This is a genomic window from Cupriavidus sp. PET2-C1, assembly GCF_054515855.1.
The window spans coordinates 2,970,284-2,988,761 of record NZ_CM137260.1; the positions used below are offsets into that span (position 1 = coordinate 2,970,284).

Consider the following 18,478-nt stretch of genomic DNA (forward strand, 5'->3'; position numbering starts at 1 on the left):
GCGACATCTTTACCGTACCCCTCAAGCTCCACAACCGCTGGGGCGGCTTCAAAGCGCTGCGCGAGCGTTGGCTCGCCCACATGGAGGCCAGCCGCCGCTGCGTGCTGCTCAATTGACAAAGCCCAGGAGATGGCTGTGCCGGTCCTCTCGGAGCTGCGCCTGCTCGCGCAGGCACGCTTCGACTCGCAATTGCTGCTGTGCGTGGTGCTTGCCGGCGACGCCCGCCTGCCGGAGAAGTTCAGCCGCGAGGACCTGATCCCGCTGGGCAGCCGCATCCGCTGCCGCCTGGCGCTGGAGAGCGCGAGCATCGAAGAGCTGCAGGCATGCCCGGACCACCTGCAGGGTGAGCTTCCGGCCCAGGCCGCGCAACGGAAGCTGCCGTAGATCGACGAGAAGCTCTATCTGGAAACCTACAAGTGCAACCCAGAACCGCCGCACCAGGCGGTGAGTGGCGCCGTTGGCCATCGCCGCCACGTCCATCAACACAACCACGACATCACCATGACCTTCCACCAGCCATCCGGCATCACCCGGGGGCTGTTCTTGCTCAGCGCCGCCAACTGGACGCCCCCGCAGGCCTGGGCTGTTATCGGGTTGCTCGACGATCTGCGCGACCGTCTGCATGCTCACTATCAATTGGATTTGACTGAGTGGTTGGCCAAAGATCGACAGGGGCATCCGGATGGTCTTGACGATGATCTCGGCGAAAACGACTTCTGATTCAGCCACAAGAGGCTCGCCGAGCCCCTTGTTCCATCGGTGCTACCGCTGCGCATCCAGCGTCGATCTTGTTCCCCACGTCCATCAGCATCACCCAATGACCGGCAACATTGCCGACGGACCGTACCATAGCCGACCATCATTTACTGTGCTAGCAGACTTCGCGTGCACGTTTTCTCGTCACGCGCTCTCACATGGGGGGCTACTGCGGCCCATCGGCACCGAAAAATCAGACACTCCCGTTGGCCTGCACGAATCCGAGTACGCGTCCCGCGGTATAGCCGGTGTGACGGCCGGAGCAGATCTACTTTCGGAGCGCTTGCGGAGTCAAAGTGCTATGGGCATGAACTGGTTTCATGACGTGTGTCCGGTGCGCATTTCTACTTGGTCAATGTCACCTCGAGTTTCGGGCGGTTCGTCCGAAACATTGTCAAGCGACTTTTGGGCGGTCTCGGTGCCGAGCCATGTCATAACCAAGGCTTGCACCACAAACAAGATCGCGATGGCAGTAACGACAGCGGTGACTCCGCCGCGATCGAAAAGGAAGACCACCACAAACGGGACGCCGATAGAGCTGATCCGAGCGATGCCAACGCAGATCGCGTTGCAACGAATTCGGACCTCAGTTGGAAAAATCTCCGGCAGATATACGGCTTGCACGGTGGCGATCAGGAAGAAGACAGTGCAGAACGTTGCGAATCCGACGAGAGCCGCTCCTCCCTGAGAGGTCATCTGACCGAACATGAAGGCCATAACTGCAGCGAGGATTGATCCCCCGATAATTGCCCGGCGTCGGCCCAGTCGATCTGCGAGGAACTGGGCGATGAATGCGCCGGTGGGACTGCCCAGTGCAATGAATGCAGACTGGCCGAGGGACTGGTTGATCGACATGCCTTGCTTGGTCAAGAAAGTAGGGAGCCAACTGACAAGCCCGTAAAGTGCGGTGAACAGCACGACTTGCATCACGCTGCCAAGGATGAGCGGTCGGATGTACTTGCGCTGGAATAGCGGCTGGGCAATGCGGACCGGCGAGATTTGCGGCTCCGCCAACCGCACGCCTCTCTCACGTGCTTCATCTTCTACTGCACTGACGATGGCATCGGCCTCAGCATGACGACCCTTGAGTTCCAGCCATCGCGGAGACTCTGGAATGGACTTTCGCAACCAGAGGATGATGAGCGCCGCCACGCCGGGCAGGACGAACATCACTCTCCAACCGAACGCAGGAATCAGAAGGAAACTCAGAAGAGTGGCAGCCAGCAGTCCAAAAGATGATGTCATGGACAACAGCGCCAGCCAGCGGCCTCGATTGCGAGGCGGCACGAACTCTGCCAACGTGCTGTACCCCACCACGATCTCGGTGCCCAGACCGATTCCACAGACGAATCGCGCCGCAATGAGCAGGTGTGCGTCAGGCGCGACTGCGCAAGCGAGCGAACCAAGTCCAAAAATCGCCAGATTGAGTTGGAAGGTAAGCTTTCGGCCGAAACGGTCCGCGATGATGCCGCCACTGATGGTTCCGATCAACATGCCAGCGAATGTGGCGGAGATAAATGTTGCGTTCAACTCGAGCGTCGACCAGCCGGAATTGAGTAACACCACCATGATGGCGCCTGCAATGAAGATGTCGAAGTTGTCGATGAACAGCCCACCGCCCACGAGGCCGAGGAGCCTGCGATGGAATGGAAGTATAGGCAGCCGGTCTAGGCGTGCAGCAGCCGACGTGCCGCTGTTTGATTGAGTTTTCACGAATTGTCTCCTGTTGATTTCATATCACTGCTCGTGGCAGCTGAATGCTATCTTATGGCCCGATCATGTCGGATTTCTTCATATCGCAGGGATAAAATGATTTTTTCCGTCGTGATGTGCCCGCTTCGGCATCAAATCCTGCGCCGTTGTTTTTGACGATGAAGGTGTCGCCAAAGCTCTAGAGGGTGAGCGTGCCCACTTCGATGCCCGCGCGGGCCTGCGTGGCGGTGAAGCGTTGCTCAGCAGGTTGTTCAGCGCAAGCCCAGCAGCGTCTTGTCGGCCTGACCATCGTCTGCAGCTGGATCACAAGTTCGAGCTCGCGTCGCTCATCTACGGTTCTCAAGTTGGCGTCGATTTCGTGGCATAGGGCGGACAGATCGAGCTCTTCGAGCTGAAGGTTTTGTCTTGACAGGCCGGCCTGACGCAGCAGTCCATCAATCATGGCCCCCGTCTGCACGGATCTTCCGATCATTCGCTCCACTGCTGCGGACCCCTGGGTGAAAGATGGTCCGCTTAGTGTTCCAGCAGCGCCCATGTGGGAGTGTTCAACTTTTTCGTGCAGATTGGTACGCATTTGTCTATGTACCCCGCTCAGAGGAAGTCTCGGCGCCCCTTCGCTTGGCATTGCGCCGCGGCGACCACCAGCAAGCGCCTAGCCTAGCCGACCACGGAGTTGATTTCCGGCCGAAAAATGTCCCCGCCATACGGAAAGTCAGCTACCTGCCGACAGGCCAACTCCTCAGTTTCCTAAACGGCCTATAGGGTCGCGAAATTATGTTGGGTGATGGGTTGGGCTTGTCTGCCCCGCGACCGGGAATCTTTGGATCGTCGCCGGCGCTGATCCATATCACCCGACATAGCCGGGAACAGCAGATAGTGGCGCATCCAGTGCGGGCTGGCACGCCTCAGCTTCTCAACGGTCGTCGCTGTAGTCCTGGATCAAGTCGGCCGCTTCCGAGAAGCGTCGCTTCATGATGCTCCCCAGTCGCGTGACTGTGATGCCCGTCTTGCCAAAAGCCGGTGTGGAACTATGGTAACTGGCGCCGGCAAGATCAATCCGCGGCAGTGCGCCGCCGCGACTCCACCCTGCGCAGCACGACCTCGGCGTACTTGTCGATCCGGAAACTGAACGTGCCGCGGAAGTTGATGTGCCCGAAGTTCGCCGGCCCGATGCGCCGCAGTCAGGCGTCGTCGATGGGGATGCCATCCTGGCGCAGCCGCTGGACGACCTCGTTCATGCGGTAGGTGTTCCAGGCCAGCACGGTTGGTCAGCAGCGCGTGCGCGCCGGAGATCGCCGTCACATCGTCGCGCCGCCGCCCGCGATCGCCGGACACCTTGCCGCTGTGGACGGCGCGCTGCAGCTGGTGCACTGACTCGCCGCGGCTGAGAGGGGTATGGATCTCGCGCCGGAAGTCATCGATGGCGATGTAGTCGCACAGGAATATGCTGCGCAGTAGGCGTCCCAGATGGTCGGCGGCTTTGTGCGCCGGGTACTTGCGCGCAGCTGCCCAGCCACCGCAGCAGGGTCTATTCGGCGCTGATGCGCCCCAGGCGCACCGAGCCGACCACGCACAGGAAATCGTCCCAGCCTAGGCGGATGGCGCGCAGCGGGATCCGCTTGGTCGTGGTGGTCTGGATGCCTTCGAGCACGGCAAACTTCGCCGGCCCAGGATCATCGCAGCTACGCCCTTGGCGTCGATGTCGGTGACATGGGCGAGCAAGGCAGCGTAGAGGGCCAGCAGTTTGGCCACCGACTCCGCGCGGTGCCCAAGGAGCACCTCGCTGAAGTTGCACACCGCGTCGATGTCCAGCAGCCGATCGGGGGACGGTAGATGGCCTCACGCGTGCGCTGCTGGTCGCCGTCGGGTAGCGCCATGAGCCGCGGCAGGTGCAGCATGCCGTCGGCGCCGATCTCGACCTTGCCCTTGGCGTAGGCCTCGGCGACCGCGGCCACGCCGACCTGCAGGTTGGCCAGCAGCTGCTCGACGTACTCGTCGGCCGTGGCCGGCAGGTAATCAATGCGCTCGAGCACACGCTCGCGGAATTGGACGCCACCGGGGAAAAGCACTCGCGCCGATCCGGCAGCATGTTCGCCTGCTGACGACCATTCCCGGGGTTAGTGACGAGCCGCCCAAGTAATTCTGGCCAAAATCATTCTGGCCGAAATCGGCGCCGACATGACGCGCTTTCCCCTATGCTGCCCACTTAATATCCTGGGCGGACCTTTGCCTACGTAACGACGAGAGCGCCGGCAAGCGCTGCAGCACCCGCGTGCGCAAGAGCGGCACATGGCTGAAGACCACGCTGCTCACCGCCGCATGGGCCGCCATACGCGTGGAAGATACTGATCTACATACCGGATTCCTGCGCATAAAGGCAAGACGCGGCCTAAAATAGACTATCCTGGCAGCCGCTGCCTCATTGCTTACAGCTACCTGGGCACATGCTCTGTAACGGCGTTGAGTATGCGGACCTCGGCCCCAACTACTTCAGTCAACAGGACGCAAACAAAACCATTCAGCGCCTCCTTAAACGAATTGCCGACCTCGGCTGCCAGGTGCTACCTATCTCCTGCGTGAACGCTTCTTACCAGCCCCTGTGGTTCTTTAGTAGCTGGTCTCTTAAGAAAAGTATCGGGATGAAATCCGAAAAGAAAGCGGCCTGAGCTTGCCTATCTTCTAACTCGATCTCTGGCGACGTCGGAATGACTGCAATGGTCACGGTGCGGGAGCGCGCGTAATCCTGATTTCTTTTTGACCTTCATTCCGCAATCGCGTGCACATTTCGGCGAGCGGCGCAATGTCTCCGACAATTCTCGCGAACAGATTGCAAGGCAGCCACCCCTGGCTTGCAAACAGGCGCGCATTCCGCCCGTAGAAGATGGTGATATCAAAGACGGCATCGGTGGAACCCGAATCGTGACCTGGAGAATTCAATTCATAAGGCCTGAAGTAGGTGAAGCAGATATCGCCAGGCATCGGTAGAATGATCTGGTTTTCCGGCGGGATTTCTTCTGGCGAGAAGGTCTGATTGGGGGGCGGTAAATTGAATGCCACTCCGCGCCCGACATACATACTATGTATCCCGTTGTTGAGTGCGGGAATTGAGAGGCCGTTCCAGATCGCGGCGCACGTTTTGGGTGCGCTATTCTCGAGCAACTGTGCGCGAGCCGTGACGCCATTTTCAGTGAAAGTCAGCAGAATGTGCTTAGCCATGGAATTCTCGGACCGTTATCGCCACGCGGGACAGTTGCGCCTGTCAGAACCCAGCGTGGCGCGATGATAACGTAGGTTGTCTCTTCCCTTATTAAGTGAACGGTCCGGCGCATCAGCCCAAGTATTTGCCGATTGCATCGGCCGCTAGATTTCCCCCGCACAGGACCGTAGCAACGCTGGTACGCGCGAACCACTCGGGCTGCGCGAGCAATGCAGCGATTCCCAGCGCACCCGCAGGCTCGAGAACCAAGCCCAAGTGACAGTGGACTAGTCTCATGGCGTCCACAATTGTGGCGTCACGAACCAGCATGACGTCGTCCACAATACCTTCCATGTCCGCAACTGCTTCCGGCACAGGATTGCGAACGGCGACGCCATCGGCTATCGTGTTCACTTCTTGTTCACAGATCACAGTTCGCTCTCGCCAGCTGTTAGCCATTGCGGGAGCGCCGTGTGCAGCCACACCTATTACGCGGGTCGATGGTGATGCCGCTTTGATCCAGCGGGCCATGCCATTGAGCATGGCTCCATTTCCCAACGGGATGACCACGGCATCGAACGTGACGCCACCGTCCAGCAGTTCCACCGCCATGCTGCCCGCGCCCTCACTGATCTCACGCTCCATCCCGTCTTCGACCAACCATGCACTACGTTCCAGGCAATATCTGCGCGCAATGTCCTTGGCTTCATCAAAGTCATTCCCGACAAGATGCAAGGTGGCCCCGAGCTCACGCATGCGTTGAGCTTTGAGAGGGTTCACATTCTTCGCGGCAAAGATCTCCAGAGGTACACCGTGTGCTCGGCAGACATATGCCATAGCTTGGCCCCAGTTGCCGGCACTGGCACAGACCAGCGCGCGCCCGTCGCCACGAGCCTGCACCTTACGCAGGAAATAGTCCGCACCCCGGCCTTTGAAAGATCTTATTGGATTAAGAACTTCAATCTTGGTTGTCAGGGTGCAGCCCACAGCTGCAGCCATCGGCTCGCTGATGAATTGCGGTGTATGCAGAAATATCGGATCGACGGACCGGCTGGCTTCGAGGATGCCATCCAAGTCGAGACGGTGTGCAGGACGCATGGGCCCGATAAGATTGGCGCGCTCGGACATTGGGCGCACTGGATCGACGCCGTTGGCTCGCTCGGTCATTAAGACACCGTCGAGGTGGTCGATCTCATGTTGTACGAGTTCAGCCAACTCGCTCGGCAGACGTTCCCAGGTACGCGTGTGGCCGTCTTCATCCATGTATCGCAGGCTGATGCTGCGGTGCCGCTGCACTTGTACCAGCTTGTTGGGCATACTCAAGCAAGCATCCCAGACTTCAGATCTGTCCGCGCTCCGCCAAGTGATCTCTGGGTTGATCAGGGCAAACGGTCTGGCGCCGAGGTGCATTGCAATGATGCGGCGGTTGATGCCAATCTGCGGCGCTGCGATCGCACGTCCAAAGCCTATTGATGCACGACAATTCAGAAGAGATGCGACCAGGTCGTCGACGGCGCTGCGAACGCTCGCGTCGAAGTGTTCGACTTCCATTGAGCGCACGCGCAATCGGGGATCACCATCGATCAAGATAGGCAGAACATTTGGCATAGGAATTCCTCCTTTTCGGTCTGAGGAGTTTGCGTGGTATTAGCCTTCGCACTCCGACGTTTTCGTCATTGAGTTGCCGGGTTTCTGCAATGTCTGAGCGTTTGACGCAGAAATTCCCCAAATGGCGATCACAGTAGCCCTGAAGTTGAGCTAGAGCCGCTCGTTGAACCGCCCCGGGAAATTCGGAGACTCCGTGATGTGAGTCAGCAGGTCGTGTCCGACTCGGCGGGCGCGCGATAGTGGTTGGCCTTGGCTTCCGCGGGCGGGATGTTGCTGAAGGCTTCAGCAGTCGGTGGTGATTGAACCAGGCGACCCATTCAAGCGTAGCCAGTTCCACGCTCTGCGGTCTTCCACGGTACGCGCTAGTGAAATGGTTCGGCCTTGTAGAGGCCCTTGGTCCAATCTCCCAGCGCCTTGTCATAAGCGTCACCGGCGCCGCCAACCGATGGCACGGTCCCAGCTTCGGGAAGCCTTTCCACGTACCGAATGCTGACGTAATGCGAGCCGAGGTCGGAGTGATGGACTAGACCGCGTCGCTCGGTTCGCACTCATACAGGGTCTGCTCCACAGCGTCGAGGACGAAAGAGCAGACAAATCGGTATAAAACCACCTCATTTTTGCAGGATTTCGCCGATCCTGGGCAGTTTACGCTGTCGTTTCGCGTGCGCCCCCCCGTACATTTTTGCGTAGTGAGGGTGCAGAAAGACAAGGCTACCTCCGAAGAGTGTACTTGCTGCGCCGCCGATCCTACGCTGGGAATTGCACTCTGGACAAAGTAAAGCGACAGCGCGTATTGCATTAGGCCCGTAAATACCAAGGTAGATACCAATGATCGAAAGAAAGACCAAGCAGCCCGGTCCGAGCATCGGAAACGGAGTCGTTCTAGTTCTTGTCGACAGCCGCCGCAGCGAGTTTTACCTCGTGCAGCGCAGCGTCTTGTCTGCCCTAGGCCACTTTAGGATTCCATATCGGATCCACGATATCGGCCGTGAGCCGCTTTCCTCGGAAATCCTAAGGAACGTCGCGGCGATATTCATCGGACAGGAAAATCTCGGACTTGGCCTCACGTCAGTGGATATTGCATCGATACTGAGCGAGGTTAGGCAGGGAGCAGGCCTCATAAGCTTGGATCCCTATTTTTACCGATATGACGGCGGATGGGCTGATACACTCGGTCTCGCTTCCGAAAAGTCCCCAGTTGCTGAGACTTACGGCACCACGGCGATTCGAGTTCACGATAATTCCCATTACGTTTCCTATACTCAGAAATCTGGTGATGTTCATGCGACGCGGATGCCGACTCCATCCGTCAGGCCATTCAAGTATTCGCGAGACTGGCAGATATTCGCCACTACCGAGGAGGGGCCTGCCGTCATGGCTCGCCAGTTCGGGTCAGGGCGCGTCGTCCAATGGCTGATCTCGCCACGTCTTTGGACGTTGCAATTCTTCGGACATGCCCATGGACTAGACGACATGTACTGGAAAGGAATCGTTTGGGCGGCGCGCAAGCCATTTGCGATGTTGCCGATGCCTCCGTTCGTCCGCTTTCGATTTGACGATTGCAGCGGCCTCTATCGAACGGCTGAAGATCTCTCATTTCTTAAAGTGTTTAACAAAGCTGGCCATAAGCCGAACATGTGCGTGTCCATGAATGCGTTGCAGGAAGATGGATGGGCATTCCTCAAGTCTTTATACGATGCCGGACAAGTCGAGGTGGCGCCTCACACGTGGGGTGGTGGGGTCGGTCTCTTCTATGGTGACCATGAAGGCGAATATTGCGAGAAAAAGCTTCGCTCTCTGATTACGGAAACAAAGAAGATGATGGATGCTCATGGCATTGCACCGAGCAAAATTCTGAGTGATCACGACCATGAATGCAGCGAACGAGTCATGCCGTTGCTTCATGAGTTGGGTATCGAATTCAAGATGAATATCACTATACCTGGCGAAACCTGGGCCGGGACACATCTGGATTGGGAGCCTGCGCCATATGGTTCGATGAGTTATGCACTCGACTACATCCCGGGTCCGAATCCGCTATTCGTGGTCTTTAACCACTATCCAACTTTTGACTATGCGCGTGTCGGAATCGGTGGAAAGCAGTTTCTGCTCAATCGCGACGGCGGGTTCGGTCCATATAAATGGGATTTCCTTAATGGCCTGACCAAAAAAACCCTAGGAAGGAATGATCTGGAGTCGATTTCCAACCGTCTTGCCGATCATACGCGGCTCGGTCTCAACAGTTTATTCTTTGGAGGATCGATCAGTCATTCCCACTTCTCATCCGAACTGTCGCTAGGCGAGTGGGAATCAGTGCTTGACCGCTATGAGAAGCTCACGTCTCGTCTCACGAAAATCAATGTCGGCTATGATGACATCTGCGTCTATGCGCGAAGTCGGCACCATACATACATAGAACAAGCTGAAATTCGGAAAGACGCAGGAGCCTCCTCCATTGTATTTGGCGGCAGTGCCGAAGTGCCCCTTAAGCTTCACGTCGCATCTAATGCTGGCGAGGGCGTTGAATGGTTGCTCGCTGACGTACCCGCTTTCTCTAATCGCACGATTGTTCGTTTTTGATGCCGCACGGGGCCGCCCCAGCTGCAGGCGTGCCTCGCGCCGAACCGCAGGGGCAATGGCACCCATCGATGCTTGACGAACGCGGGGTCGGTTTGCGCACCTGACCCTGCGGCGGGCATAGCTACACAGCAGTTCATCGTGCGTGTCGTGGATCCGCAGGCGAGCTTGCGTAATCACCGGACCGCATTCGCATTGAGATTCTCAAGGCTCGGGGAACCGCAGCGGCGCGAACAGGGGAACCTCCCTGACCAAGTCCTCCATGCAATGCTGCCAGAGACCAGTCCGCCTCGATGAATCTAGGGCGCCACTTCAGCTCGATTTGGCTCAGGGGAAGTACGTACAGCCCCCCTCTTTCATTGACATAGAGAAGGGGGCCGCGTAATATTTTGCATATAGGAACACTGTACCGATTATCGGAACACGAGTCAAGCAGTCTGTTCCTGAATCTGGGGGTTCCTCAGGCGATGGAGAGGCGAATGGCTCTATGCAAGGGATTCCTAAGCGTGAGCGGGACCTCGCCAAATGAGCTTTGGCGGCCATCGGCTCAAATTGTCAAATTTCCGGGGTGACCCCGCAGAAAGGTCAGGCGACAGTCTTTTATCCAGCCCATTCTTCATGCTTAGGGTATTCGCCAAGGGGTACGCGCACTTAGCAGCGTTCCGTTTGCCGTAAAGAATCATTCTGGATTCAAATCTCCGCCAGTCCATCTCGGGCCTACTAAGCCAGCGGTTCAAAAATAGAGCGATCCCGACACATCCACTATTAAGGAGTGAAAATGATGACCATGTTTAGATTCGTCTTTCTTTTAGTCTTCTGTATCGCAGGAACGACTGTAAGTGCCCAGGAACGGTACCCGAATCGACCTGTCATGTTGATCCTTGGCTATTCCGCGGGAGGGATTGGAGACGGTATCGCTCGTCAACTCGCCCAGTTCGCTCATGACCGCAGAGGTGCAACGATTGTGGTCGATTACAAGCCGGGCGCGGCCAGCACGATCGCTGCGGCAGCGACCAAGCGCGCACCGGCTGATGGTTATACGCTGTCGCTGATGAGTCCGAGTGCAATGTTTGTTGTACCGCACTTTCAAAAATTGTCTTATAACCCGACGAAGGATTTTAGTTATCTGGGATTGGTTATGGCGCAGCCATATCCCATGTTCGTTCTCGCGAATAGCCCTCTTCATACATGGGCTGATGTTCTGGCATATGCGAGAGCCAATCCTGGGAAGTTCAAGTGGGGCACGGCAGGGGCGAATACGCTGGGGCAGATCCTTGTTCAGTCGGCATTCGCACGCGATCGATTGGACACCACGACCGTTCCTTTCAAAGGTGGAGCGGACGCAATATCCGGTCTGTTGGGAGGGCACATCGACGCCGTAGTATCTAGCGACTTTGGGCCAATGCTTGCATCCGGAAAGGTTCGGCTCATTGTAGAGACTGGCGAGCTCCGCGCCCAGCCGCAAGTCCCTACGTTGAAGGATCTTGGGTATCCCCTGGCGGTTTCTCTCAAATACGGTGTAATCGGTCCGGCAGGTCTTTCGCCAGAGGTTGTGAATTGGTGGAATTCGTTACTTAAGGAATTCTCTGAATCGCCCGCCTATAAGGAGTTCGCCAGCAAGCAATACGGCATGGCGATCTATGGGTCGTCTTCCGTCGCCACACGCTACGTGACGGAAAACTATGCCAACGTTGGGGCCGCCATCAAAACGCTCGGATTAAATGCTGACAATTAAGCTCTGTTGGAGACTGGTGCTGCCGTTGTTTAGTTGGTTCGCTATCAACGCGCGGCACAGAAAGGGGTTGCTACCGCATCGGTATAGGAACCGCCAAATCTTCAACTAGATATATTGCCATCGGCAAGGCTCTCGATTAGCTCGCGATAAAAAAACTGGTGACGCGGCTTGGAGTCGGCCGTCCATCGATCACGGAAGATGAGTTGCCAATCATGGAACGCAACAACTTCGCTACGTACCGACTTGCTCAGTATGTGGAAGATGGCCACATCGACATTAATGAGCCTGTTTTGCGAGAAGCGGCTCTAAAGTGTGTCCTCGATTTGCTTGGGGCTGCTGCGGCGGGCATGGATTACTACGTGTCCAAGGGCGCTCAACAGCTTACCAAGAGTCAGTTCGGACCGGGCCAGTGCGCGATCTGGTTCCAAGGAGAATCGACCAGCCTAACGGGAGCGATCCTTGCCAATTCAACCGCCGCTTCCGTGCTCGATCTGGATGACGGTCACCGAGCCGCGCGTGGTCACCCGGGTGCGGCAGTCATTCCAGCAGCGCTGGCGGCCGCTGAAAGTATCGGAGCAGGAGCCGACGAGTTCCTGGCTTCGGTCGTCGCCGGGTACGAGGTTGCAGTAAGGGTGGCAGCGGCTTCGGCTCCGGCGCGGATGGGCTATGGCTATGGGTCTGGCCGTTGGACTGGCTACGGCGTTGTCGCCGCGTTGGGCCGACTGCTCAAACTGCCGGCTGACCAGGTCTGCCAGGCTTTTGCCGTCGCTGGGGTACAGAGCCCCAACCTGACAGCGAACGGTAGCGCGGGCTACTCGGATCTGATGGGGAACGACGTCAAGGAGGCGATCCCCTGGTCAGCGGTCACGGCGGCCGCTGCCGTCGAGTTAGCGCGGTACGGACTGAGTGGACCAGCGGACATTCTTGATCACCTGCCGCATTACAACCGAGAGATTGTCTTGAGGGATCTAGGCGCCACGCATGCCATCAAAGGCGTCTATTTCAAGCCCTATTCCAGTTGCCGGTATGTACATCCAGCGCTTGCAGGTTTCGAGTTCGTCGTGCAGGAGAACAAGCTTGTAGCCGAAGAAATACAGGCCGTCAGGATCCACACCTTCCAGTGGGCGCTTGATATCGACAATCGTACAGATCCGCGCAACCTGACAGAAGTCCAATATAGCATCCCCTACTGTATTGCTCTTTCGGCGCTCGCAGGAAGCGCATGCATGTTGCCAATTACCGAAGTCGTCCTGGGGCGGCCAGATGTAGTCGCGCTCGCAAAAAAAGTGGAACTGGTGCTGGATCCTCAGCTGGAAGCGCGCTGCCCTGGTGAGACGCTTGCTCGGGTGGTAGTTGAAGGAAGAGGGCAGACCTTCGAGTCGCCGGTCACACCGCCACGCGGCGAGGCAACCAATCCCATGTCTTGGGGGGATCTTGTTGACAAGTTTCGGGTTGCCACCGCCGCTGTCTTTTCGGATGTCCATCGGCGTAGCCTCGTCAGTGCTGTTGAATCTCTCGGCAACGGAGATATCTCGCCGTTGCTTAGTTTTCTGAAGCGGCCGATCTGCAGAATCTAAGAAAAACAGAAATCACTCGACTGTACTTCGTTGAAAATCCTCGGAAACCGACCGAGGATAGGCAAGTTTTTTATGATTTTTTAATAAAGGAGACGAGTTTATTCAAATAGATTGGATTGAGGAATTGGCCGGTATATTTTCTTTGTTGGGGTGAAAAAACAAAGAAATTGTAATTTTTGTATTTGCAAGAAATATCCTGGGCACAGGAAAGCAGGAGGAGAAAGTGAAATATAAGGTCAGTTTTATGGCAGTCGCAGCCCTGGCTGCAGGAAATGCCTACTCGCAATCTAGCGTCACCCTGTATGGTGTTATCGACGCTGCAGTTCGCTTCTCGACCAATCAGCCTTCAGCCAATGGCCCCAAGAAGTTGGTGGCGCTCAATGAAGGCGTTTTCAATGGCGGACGGTGGGGGCTGCGCGGCACAGAAGACCTGGGAGCCGGCAATAAGGCAATCTTCGCGCTCGAAAGCGGCTTTAGCTACGATACGGGAAAGAGCGGCCAGCAAGGACAGTTGTTTGGCCGCCAAGCCTGGGTCGGGATGTCAAATAGCGCGTTGGGCACGGTCAAGGTCGGCCGGCAGTACGGTTCCGCCTACACGTTCGTCGCACAGGTCGATCCCCTCGGTACTGCAAACACGTCAGAGATAACCTGGGAGACTTCCCTTTTCGGTCTGCGTTACGATAATACGGTCGAATACACGAATCAGTGGGGAGGATTGACGGTGAACGCCCAGTACTCACTGGGTGAGCAGGCTGGGAATGCTTCCAGAGGGCGAACCATGCAGTTTGCATCGACCTACTCGAGTGGCGGGCTCGTAGTGGGTGGCGCGGGTCAACAATCTAGAGATGCCAACGGCCGTGATCTAACGCTTTGGACCACCGGCGCGAAATACAAGATCGGCGACTTTACGATGCATGGTTACTACGTCGACTCGCGCCGTGACGCTGGCTTTATCGTCGGCACCAACGGTACCACTGCGCCGCTGGCCAACACGAGCATCGGTAGCAATGCAAACACCGTGGCGGGAGAGAACACGCAAACCTCTCTACGGCACGATCGCGCTGGAGTGGTCGGCTTGACCTATCAACCTTCGTCAGCATGGCGTTTCGTCGCGGGCTATATGCGGGACAATGTCGCGGGCGCTTCAAGAGGCGCATCCGGCATTATTCAATCGGCCTACCTTGTTGCGATGTATAGCCTGTCCGCGCGTACGGACGTCTATCTGGAGGCGGATAGGAGCTGGTTGGGTGGGGCGTCTGTAACGGATCCCAACAGTCCGCTGAACCTTGGTAGCGCCAGCACGCGTACCGGCGTCGCGCTGGGAATGCGCACTCGTTTCTGAGCGCCGCAGAGCGTTCTTTCTAGGTACTGCCTAAACCGCGTTGTGGTCACTTCCTTGCTTGGTCTTTGGCCAAGCAAGGAACAGTTTGGTTTTTGCGGTTAATACGGCACTTAATCCGGCGTCAACTGGGGTTTGGCGGAGGGAGAGATCCAGCCGCCTTTTTTTGATTGAGGGCGCGTAGCGACAGTCACCCCGGAGCATTAGTGTCGCCTAAGGGAGTCGCCAAATTTTTGTAGCTAGTCTCTTGCTACGGCCAGGTTGTTCTGCTTCTAATGGTTGCATGGCAGACGAAGGCGGCAGAGGGCAAAATGCGCTGCAAAAAATGCGGGTTCGAGAGCCTCGCACAAAGAAACTTCTGCGAAGAATGCGGGCACAAGTTTGCTCAGATCTGTCCGCAATGTGGCAACGAGGCCAGTCCGACAGCGAAATTCTGCGGCTCATGTGGTGGCGCTTTGGGTACTTCCTCGGCAACTGCGATTCCCGCATCAACGACAACACCCGCTGTGCCGGCTCCCGTTCTATACACGCCGCCCCATCTCGCTGAACGAATCCTCGCCGAGCAGGCTGCGATGGAGGACCGAGGACAGGCCGCCGGCGAACGCAAGACCATTACCGCGTTGTTTGCTGACATAGCTGGCTCGACGGCGTTGATCCAGGACCTGGACCCGGAGGAAGCCCGCAGCCTGATCGACCCGGTCGTGGCGCTGATGATGGATTCCGTCCATCACTATGAAGGGTTTGTGGCCAAATCTCTTGGCGACGGCATCCTCGCCCTGTTTGGCGCGCCGATTGCCCACGAAGATCATGCGCTTCGTGCGCTGTTTGCCGCACTTCGTATGCGGCAGGCCATGCGCCATCACAGTGACCGGGTTCGGCTGGAGCAGGGCATCGCGCTGCAGATCCGGGTCGGCGTTCATACCGGGGAAGTGGTGGTCCGCTCGATCCGCAAGGACGACTTGCGCACCGACTACGACCCAGTGGGCCACACGATCCATATCGCGGCGCGGATGGAAGGGGTCGCGACACCGTCATCCATCCTCGTCAGCGAATCGACCCACAGGCTGACCGAGGGGTATTTCGAGTTCAAGGCCCTGGGGCGCACACAGATCAAAGGGCTGCGCGAGCCGCTAGCGGTATATGAGGTGTTGAGGCCGGGCGCCTTGCGTACGCGGCTGCAGGTGGGGGCGCACCGGGGGCTCGCGCGGTTTGTTGGTCGCGAGGCCGAGCTGGAGCGCCTGGGTGAGGCGCTGGAACTGGCCAAGGCAGGGCAGGGCCAGATCGTCGGCGTCGTGGGGGAAGCGGGAGTCGGAAAGTCGCGCCTGTTCCATGAGTTCAAGGTGCGCTCGCGACAAGGCTGCATGGTGCTCGAGACCTTCTCAGTCTCGCATGGCAAGGCATTTCCCTATCTACCTCTGATTGATATGTTGAAAGGCTACTTTCAGATCTCTGCTCGAGATGATGAACGGATGTATCGTGAGAAGGTCACAGGTAGGTTGCTGGCGCTGGATCGGGCATTGGAAGCTCAGTTGCCCTATCTCTTGTATCTGCTAGGCATCAGTGAGCCCGGCTCGACAATTCCCTCAGTGGACTCCGCCGTTCGGCGCCAGCGCACTTTCGAAGCCATTGCACGTCTGCTGTTGCGCGAGAGCTTGAATCAGCCTCTCATCGTCTTGTTCGAAGACTTGCAATGGCTGGACGGTGAGACTGAGGCGTTTCTCAGTATCCTCATTGAACATGTGCCGGGCGCCAAGATACTCTTGCTCGTCAATTACCGGCCGGAGTACGTGCGTAACTGGGATCCCAAGCGCTGCTACACCCAACTGTATCTGGAACCTCTAGAGCAAGCGGTGGCACAAGGGCTACTGACGTCATTGTTGGGGGACCACCCGTCTCTCGTGCCCTTGAAACTACTTATCCTGGCGAAGACCGAAGGCAACCCGTTCTTTATGGAGGAAGTCGTCAAGACGCTGAAGGAGGAGAGCGTTTTACTTGGCCAAGCCGGAAGCTACCAGATCGAGAAGGCTCCCTTGGACCTTCATATTCCGACGACAGTGCAAGGCGTGTTGGCGGCCCGTATTGATCGGCTATCTGTGGCGCAGAAGGAATTGCTGCAGACTCTTGCGATTATCGGAAAAGAGTTTCCCTTAACCCTGATTGAACATGTTACTGCGCTGCCGGTAGAGGCATTGCGCTCCCTCCTGGGCGACCTCGAAGCGGGGGATTTTATTTATGAACGTCCCGCTTTCCCCGAGGTCGAGTACGTGTTCAAACACGCACTCACACAGGAGGTAGCAGGCAATTCCTTGCTGACGAGTCAGCGCAGTGCTCTGCACGAGCGCACGGCCTGGGCGATTGAGTCATTGTTCCCGGGACGGCTGAAGGACTATTGCAGTGAGTTGGCTCACCATTACTGCAAGAGCGGTAACGCCCAGAAGGCGATCGAATACCTGCACTTGGCTGGCCAGCAGGCTTTGCAGCGTTCCGCGCAGCTTGAAGCTATCCATCATCTCAGCGCAGCCCTCGAACTGCTTAAGTCCGTGCCTGATACCCCGGAACGCGCACGCGAGGAACTCACGATACTGCTGACCCTGGGCCCGGCTTGGGTGGCTGCCCGAGGCCATGGTTCACCAGAGGTGGAAGCGACATACATGCGTGCGCTAGCCTTGTGTGAGCAAGGTGCGAAAACACCGCAGCAATTTTCGGTACAGTATGGGCTGTGGTCATTCTATTATTTGCGCGCACAATTCAGTACGGCTCGCGCTTTGGCGGATCGGCTGCTTGAATTCGCGCTGGACACAAAAGAGCCGGAGGAGCTCGCGGAGGCACACCGGGTTCTTGCCACCACTGTGTTCCGTATGGGCGAGATTAAAGTGGCCCATACCCACGTGGAGGAGGCGCTGGCGCTGCATCGAGCCGTTCAGCAGTCGTACAGTAATCTGTTGCGCTATGCACAGAATCCCGCCGTTCATTTGCGTAGCACGCTGAGCAGGATACTGTGGTATTTGGGCTTGCCGGACCAGGCCCGTGCGCACTGCGATGAGGCGATGGCGCTGGCCAGGCAGGTCTCTGATCCATTCGCTCTTGCCCTTAGCCTCATTTTCGCTGCGGAACTGCACCGATGCCGGCGCGAGGCGCAACTCGCACGGGATTATGCGGATGCCGCCATCGCGCTTTCAAGCGACCAGGGATACCCACTTTATCTGGCGTGGGGAACGATCCTGCGCGGCGCTGCGCTCGCGGAGCAGGGTAGTCATGAGGACGGAATCGATCAAATAAAGGAAGGTCTCGGCGCCTACGAAGCTACCGGAGCAGTACTGGGGCGGCCGACACTTTTAGCACTCCTCGCGGATGCTTATGGAAAGACTGGTGAAGCTGAAGCGGGATTTAGAGTGCTGAGCGATGCATTCGCTCTGGTGAACACGACGGGCGAATGCTTCGATGTGCCGATGTTACTCCGGCTCAAGGGAAACCTGATTCAGCTGTCGTCGGACTCCAAATCCGGCCTCTCCGCACAAGCCAAAGAAGCCGAAGTCTGTTTTCAGGATGCGATTACCTTAGCTCATCGCCAGGGAGCCAAATCCGTCGAGTTGCAAATTGCCATGAGCCTAGCTCGGTTATGGCAACGACAAGGTAAGGCAGATGCCGCGCGCTTGATGCTAGCGGAGGTCCATGGCAGCTTCGCCGAGGGGTTTGCTACTGTCGACTGGCAAGAGGCTAAAGCATTGTTGGACGATCTGGGATAAAGCAAGTATGGAACCCGGCAAACTATGCACCGTGTAGGGGATTCGGTGCGCCGGCATGTCCGTCCGCATGTATATTCATTATCATGAAATTGGATGCTCTCGGCCTTTACTTCGTTCGGATCTACCCAATCCGATGCCGCTCCTGCGTCGCAGCGTGCCGCGTACCCTCCTCGCTGTGCAGAGGGTCGCTGGGCGAAGGCGAATGAGGCTAATCCGCGAGCGATAGACCGT

12 protein-coding genes and 2 pseudogenes are annotated in these 18,478 nt (G+C 57.4%); 8 read left to right on the forward strand and 6 right to left on the reverse strand.

The features are described from left to right. Positions 1 to 135: 135 nt before the first annotated feature. Both ACX12D_RS33225 and ACX12D_RS33230 read left to right on the forward strand, forming a co-directional pair. On the forward strand, positions 136 to 384 hold the full coding sequence (locus ACX12D_RS33225) for a hypothetical protein (RefSeq protein WP_459375197.1): 249 nt from the start codon (positions 136 to 138) through the stop codon (positions 382 to 384). Between the two features lie 117 nt (positions 385 to 501). Beyond that, a complete protein-coding gene (locus ACX12D_RS33230) occupies positions 502 to 720 on the forward strand; it encodes a hypothetical protein (RefSeq protein ID WP_459375198.1) in 219 nt (72 codons plus the stop codon). A gap of 354 nt (positions 721 to 1,074) precedes the next feature. Here ACX12D_RS33230 and ACX12D_RS33235 read toward each other — a convergent pair whose 3' ends face one another. The 3 genes and pseudogenes from ACX12D_RS33235 to ACX12D_RS33245 form a co-directional block, all read right to left on the reverse strand. Further along, positions 1,075 to 2,469 (reverse strand): MFS transporter, encoded by a 1,395-nt coding sequence (locus ACX12D_RS33235; protein WP_459375199.1) that lies wholly within the window; start codon positions 2,467 to 2,469, stop codon positions 1,075 to 1,077. Positions 2,470 to 2,647: 178 nt separating this feature from the next. Further along, entirely contained in the window at positions 2,648 to 2,911 is a 264-nt protein-coding gene (locus tag ACX12D_RS33240) for a hypothetical protein (protein ID WP_459375200.1), read from the reverse strand. 610 nt (positions 2,912 to 3,521) lie between these two features. Further along, positions 3,522 to 4,481, reverse strand: a pseudogene (locus tag ACX12D_RS33245) (Tn3 family transposase); the annotation flags it as partial. Between the two features lie 197 nt (positions 4,482 to 4,678). Here ACX12D_RS33245 and ACX12D_RS33250 point away from each other — a divergent pair. Further along, positions 4,679 to 4,867 carry a transposase gene (locus tag ACX12D_RS33250; RefSeq protein ID WP_459376605.1) on the forward strand — a complete coding sequence of 63 codons (189 nt, stop codon included), beginning with the start codon at positions 4,679 to 4,681 and terminating at the stop codon, positions 4,865 to 4,867. A gap of 320 nt (positions 4,868 to 5,187) precedes the next feature. Here ACX12D_RS33250 and ACX12D_RS33255 read toward each other — a convergent pair whose 3' ends face one another. The 3 genes and pseudogenes from ACX12D_RS33255 to ACX12D_RS33265 all read right to left on the reverse strand — a co-directional run. Next, the gene (locus ACX12D_RS33255) at positions 5,188 to 5,685 is read right to left on the reverse strand and encodes a DUF3830 family protein (protein WP_459375201.1); all 498 of its coding nucleotides are present in this window, start codon (positions 5,683 to 5,685) and stop codon (positions 5,188 to 5,190) included. Between the two features lie 112 nt (positions 5,686 to 5,797). Further along, entirely contained in the window at positions 5,798 to 7,273 is a 1,476-nt protein-coding gene (locus ACX12D_RS33260; RefSeq protein WP_459375202.1) for a pyridoxal-phosphate dependent enzyme, read from the reverse strand. Between the two features lie 203 nt (positions 7,274 to 7,476). Then, positions 7,477 to 7,856, reverse strand: a pseudogene (locus ACX12D_RS33265) (IS3 family transposase); the annotation flags it as partial. Positions 7,857 to 8,101: 245 nt separating this feature from the next. On the opposite strand from ACX12D_RS33265, the gene ACX12D_RS33270 reads away from it, so the two are divergent. From ACX12D_RS33270 to ACX12D_RS33290, 5 genes are all read left to right on the forward strand, one after another. Next, positions 8,102 to 9,853: a hypothetical protein gene (locus ACX12D_RS33270; protein WP_459375203.1), complete on the forward strand. Its 1,752-nt coding sequence runs from the start codon at positions 8,102 to 8,104 to the stop codon at positions 9,851 to 9,853. Positions 9,854 to 10,628: 775 nt separating this feature from the next. Then, positions 10,629 to 11,585, forward strand: coding sequence for a tripartite tricarboxylate transporter substrate binding protein (locus tag ACX12D_RS33275; protein ID WP_459375204.1), 957 nt, complete (start codon positions 10,629 to 10,631; stop codon positions 11,583 to 11,585). A 212-nt stretch (positions 11,586 to 11,797) separates the two neighbouring features. Beyond that, positions 11,798 to 13,162, forward strand: a complete 1,365-nt coding sequence (locus ACX12D_RS33280; protein ID WP_459375205.1) for an MmgE/PrpD family protein — start codon at positions 11,798 to 11,800, stop codon at positions 13,160 to 13,162. 223 nt (positions 13,163 to 13,385) lie between these two features. Next, a complete protein-coding gene (locus tag ACX12D_RS33285) occupies positions 13,386 to 14,504 on the forward strand; it encodes a porin (RefSeq protein ID WP_459375206.1) in 1,119 nt (372 codons plus the stop codon). Positions 14,505 to 14,812: 308 nt separating this feature from the next. Continuing rightward, positions 14,813 to 18,247, forward strand: a complete 3,435-nt coding sequence (locus tag ACX12D_RS33290) for an adenylate/guanylate cyclase domain-containing protein (RefSeq protein ID WP_459376606.1) — start codon at positions 14,813 to 14,815, stop codon at positions 18,245 to 18,247. Positions 18,248 to 18,478 lie beyond the last annotated feature (231 nt).

Excerpts from the sequence above, each read along its gene's own strand:
- ACX12D_RS33260 (WP_459375202.1), bottom strand. The coding sequence starts at position 7,273 with ATGCCAAATGTTCTGCCTATCTTGATCGATGGTGATCCCCGATTGCGC.
- ACX12D_RS33280 (WP_459375205.1), top strand. The coding sequence starts at position 11,798 with ATGGAACGCAACAACTTCGCTACGTACCGACTTGCTCAGTATGTGGAA.
- ACX12D_RS33255 (WP_459375201.1), bottom strand. The coding sequence starts at position 5,685 with ATGGCTAAGCACATTCTGCTGACTTTCACTGAAAATGGCGTCACGGCT.
- ACX12D_RS33290 (WP_459376606.1), top strand. The coding sequence starts at position 14,813 with ATGCGCTGCAAAAAATGCGGGTTCGAGAGCCTCGCACAAAGAAACTTC.
- ACX12D_RS33240 (WP_459375200.1), bottom strand. The coding sequence starts at position 2,911 with ATGATTGATGGACTGCTGCGTCAGGCCGGCCTGTCAAGACAAAACCTT.
- ACX12D_RS33275 (WP_459375204.1), top strand. The coding sequence starts at position 10,629 with ATGATGACCATGTTTAGATTCGTCTTTCTTTTAGTCTTCTGTATCGCA.
- ACX12D_RS33270 (WP_459375203.1), top strand. The coding sequence starts at position 8,102 with ATGATCGAAAGAAAGACCAAGCAGCCCGGTCCGAGCATCGGAAACGGA.
- ACX12D_RS33230 (WP_459375198.1), top strand. The coding sequence starts at position 502 with ATGACCTTCCACCAGCCATCCGGCATCACCCGGGGGCTGTTCTTGCTC.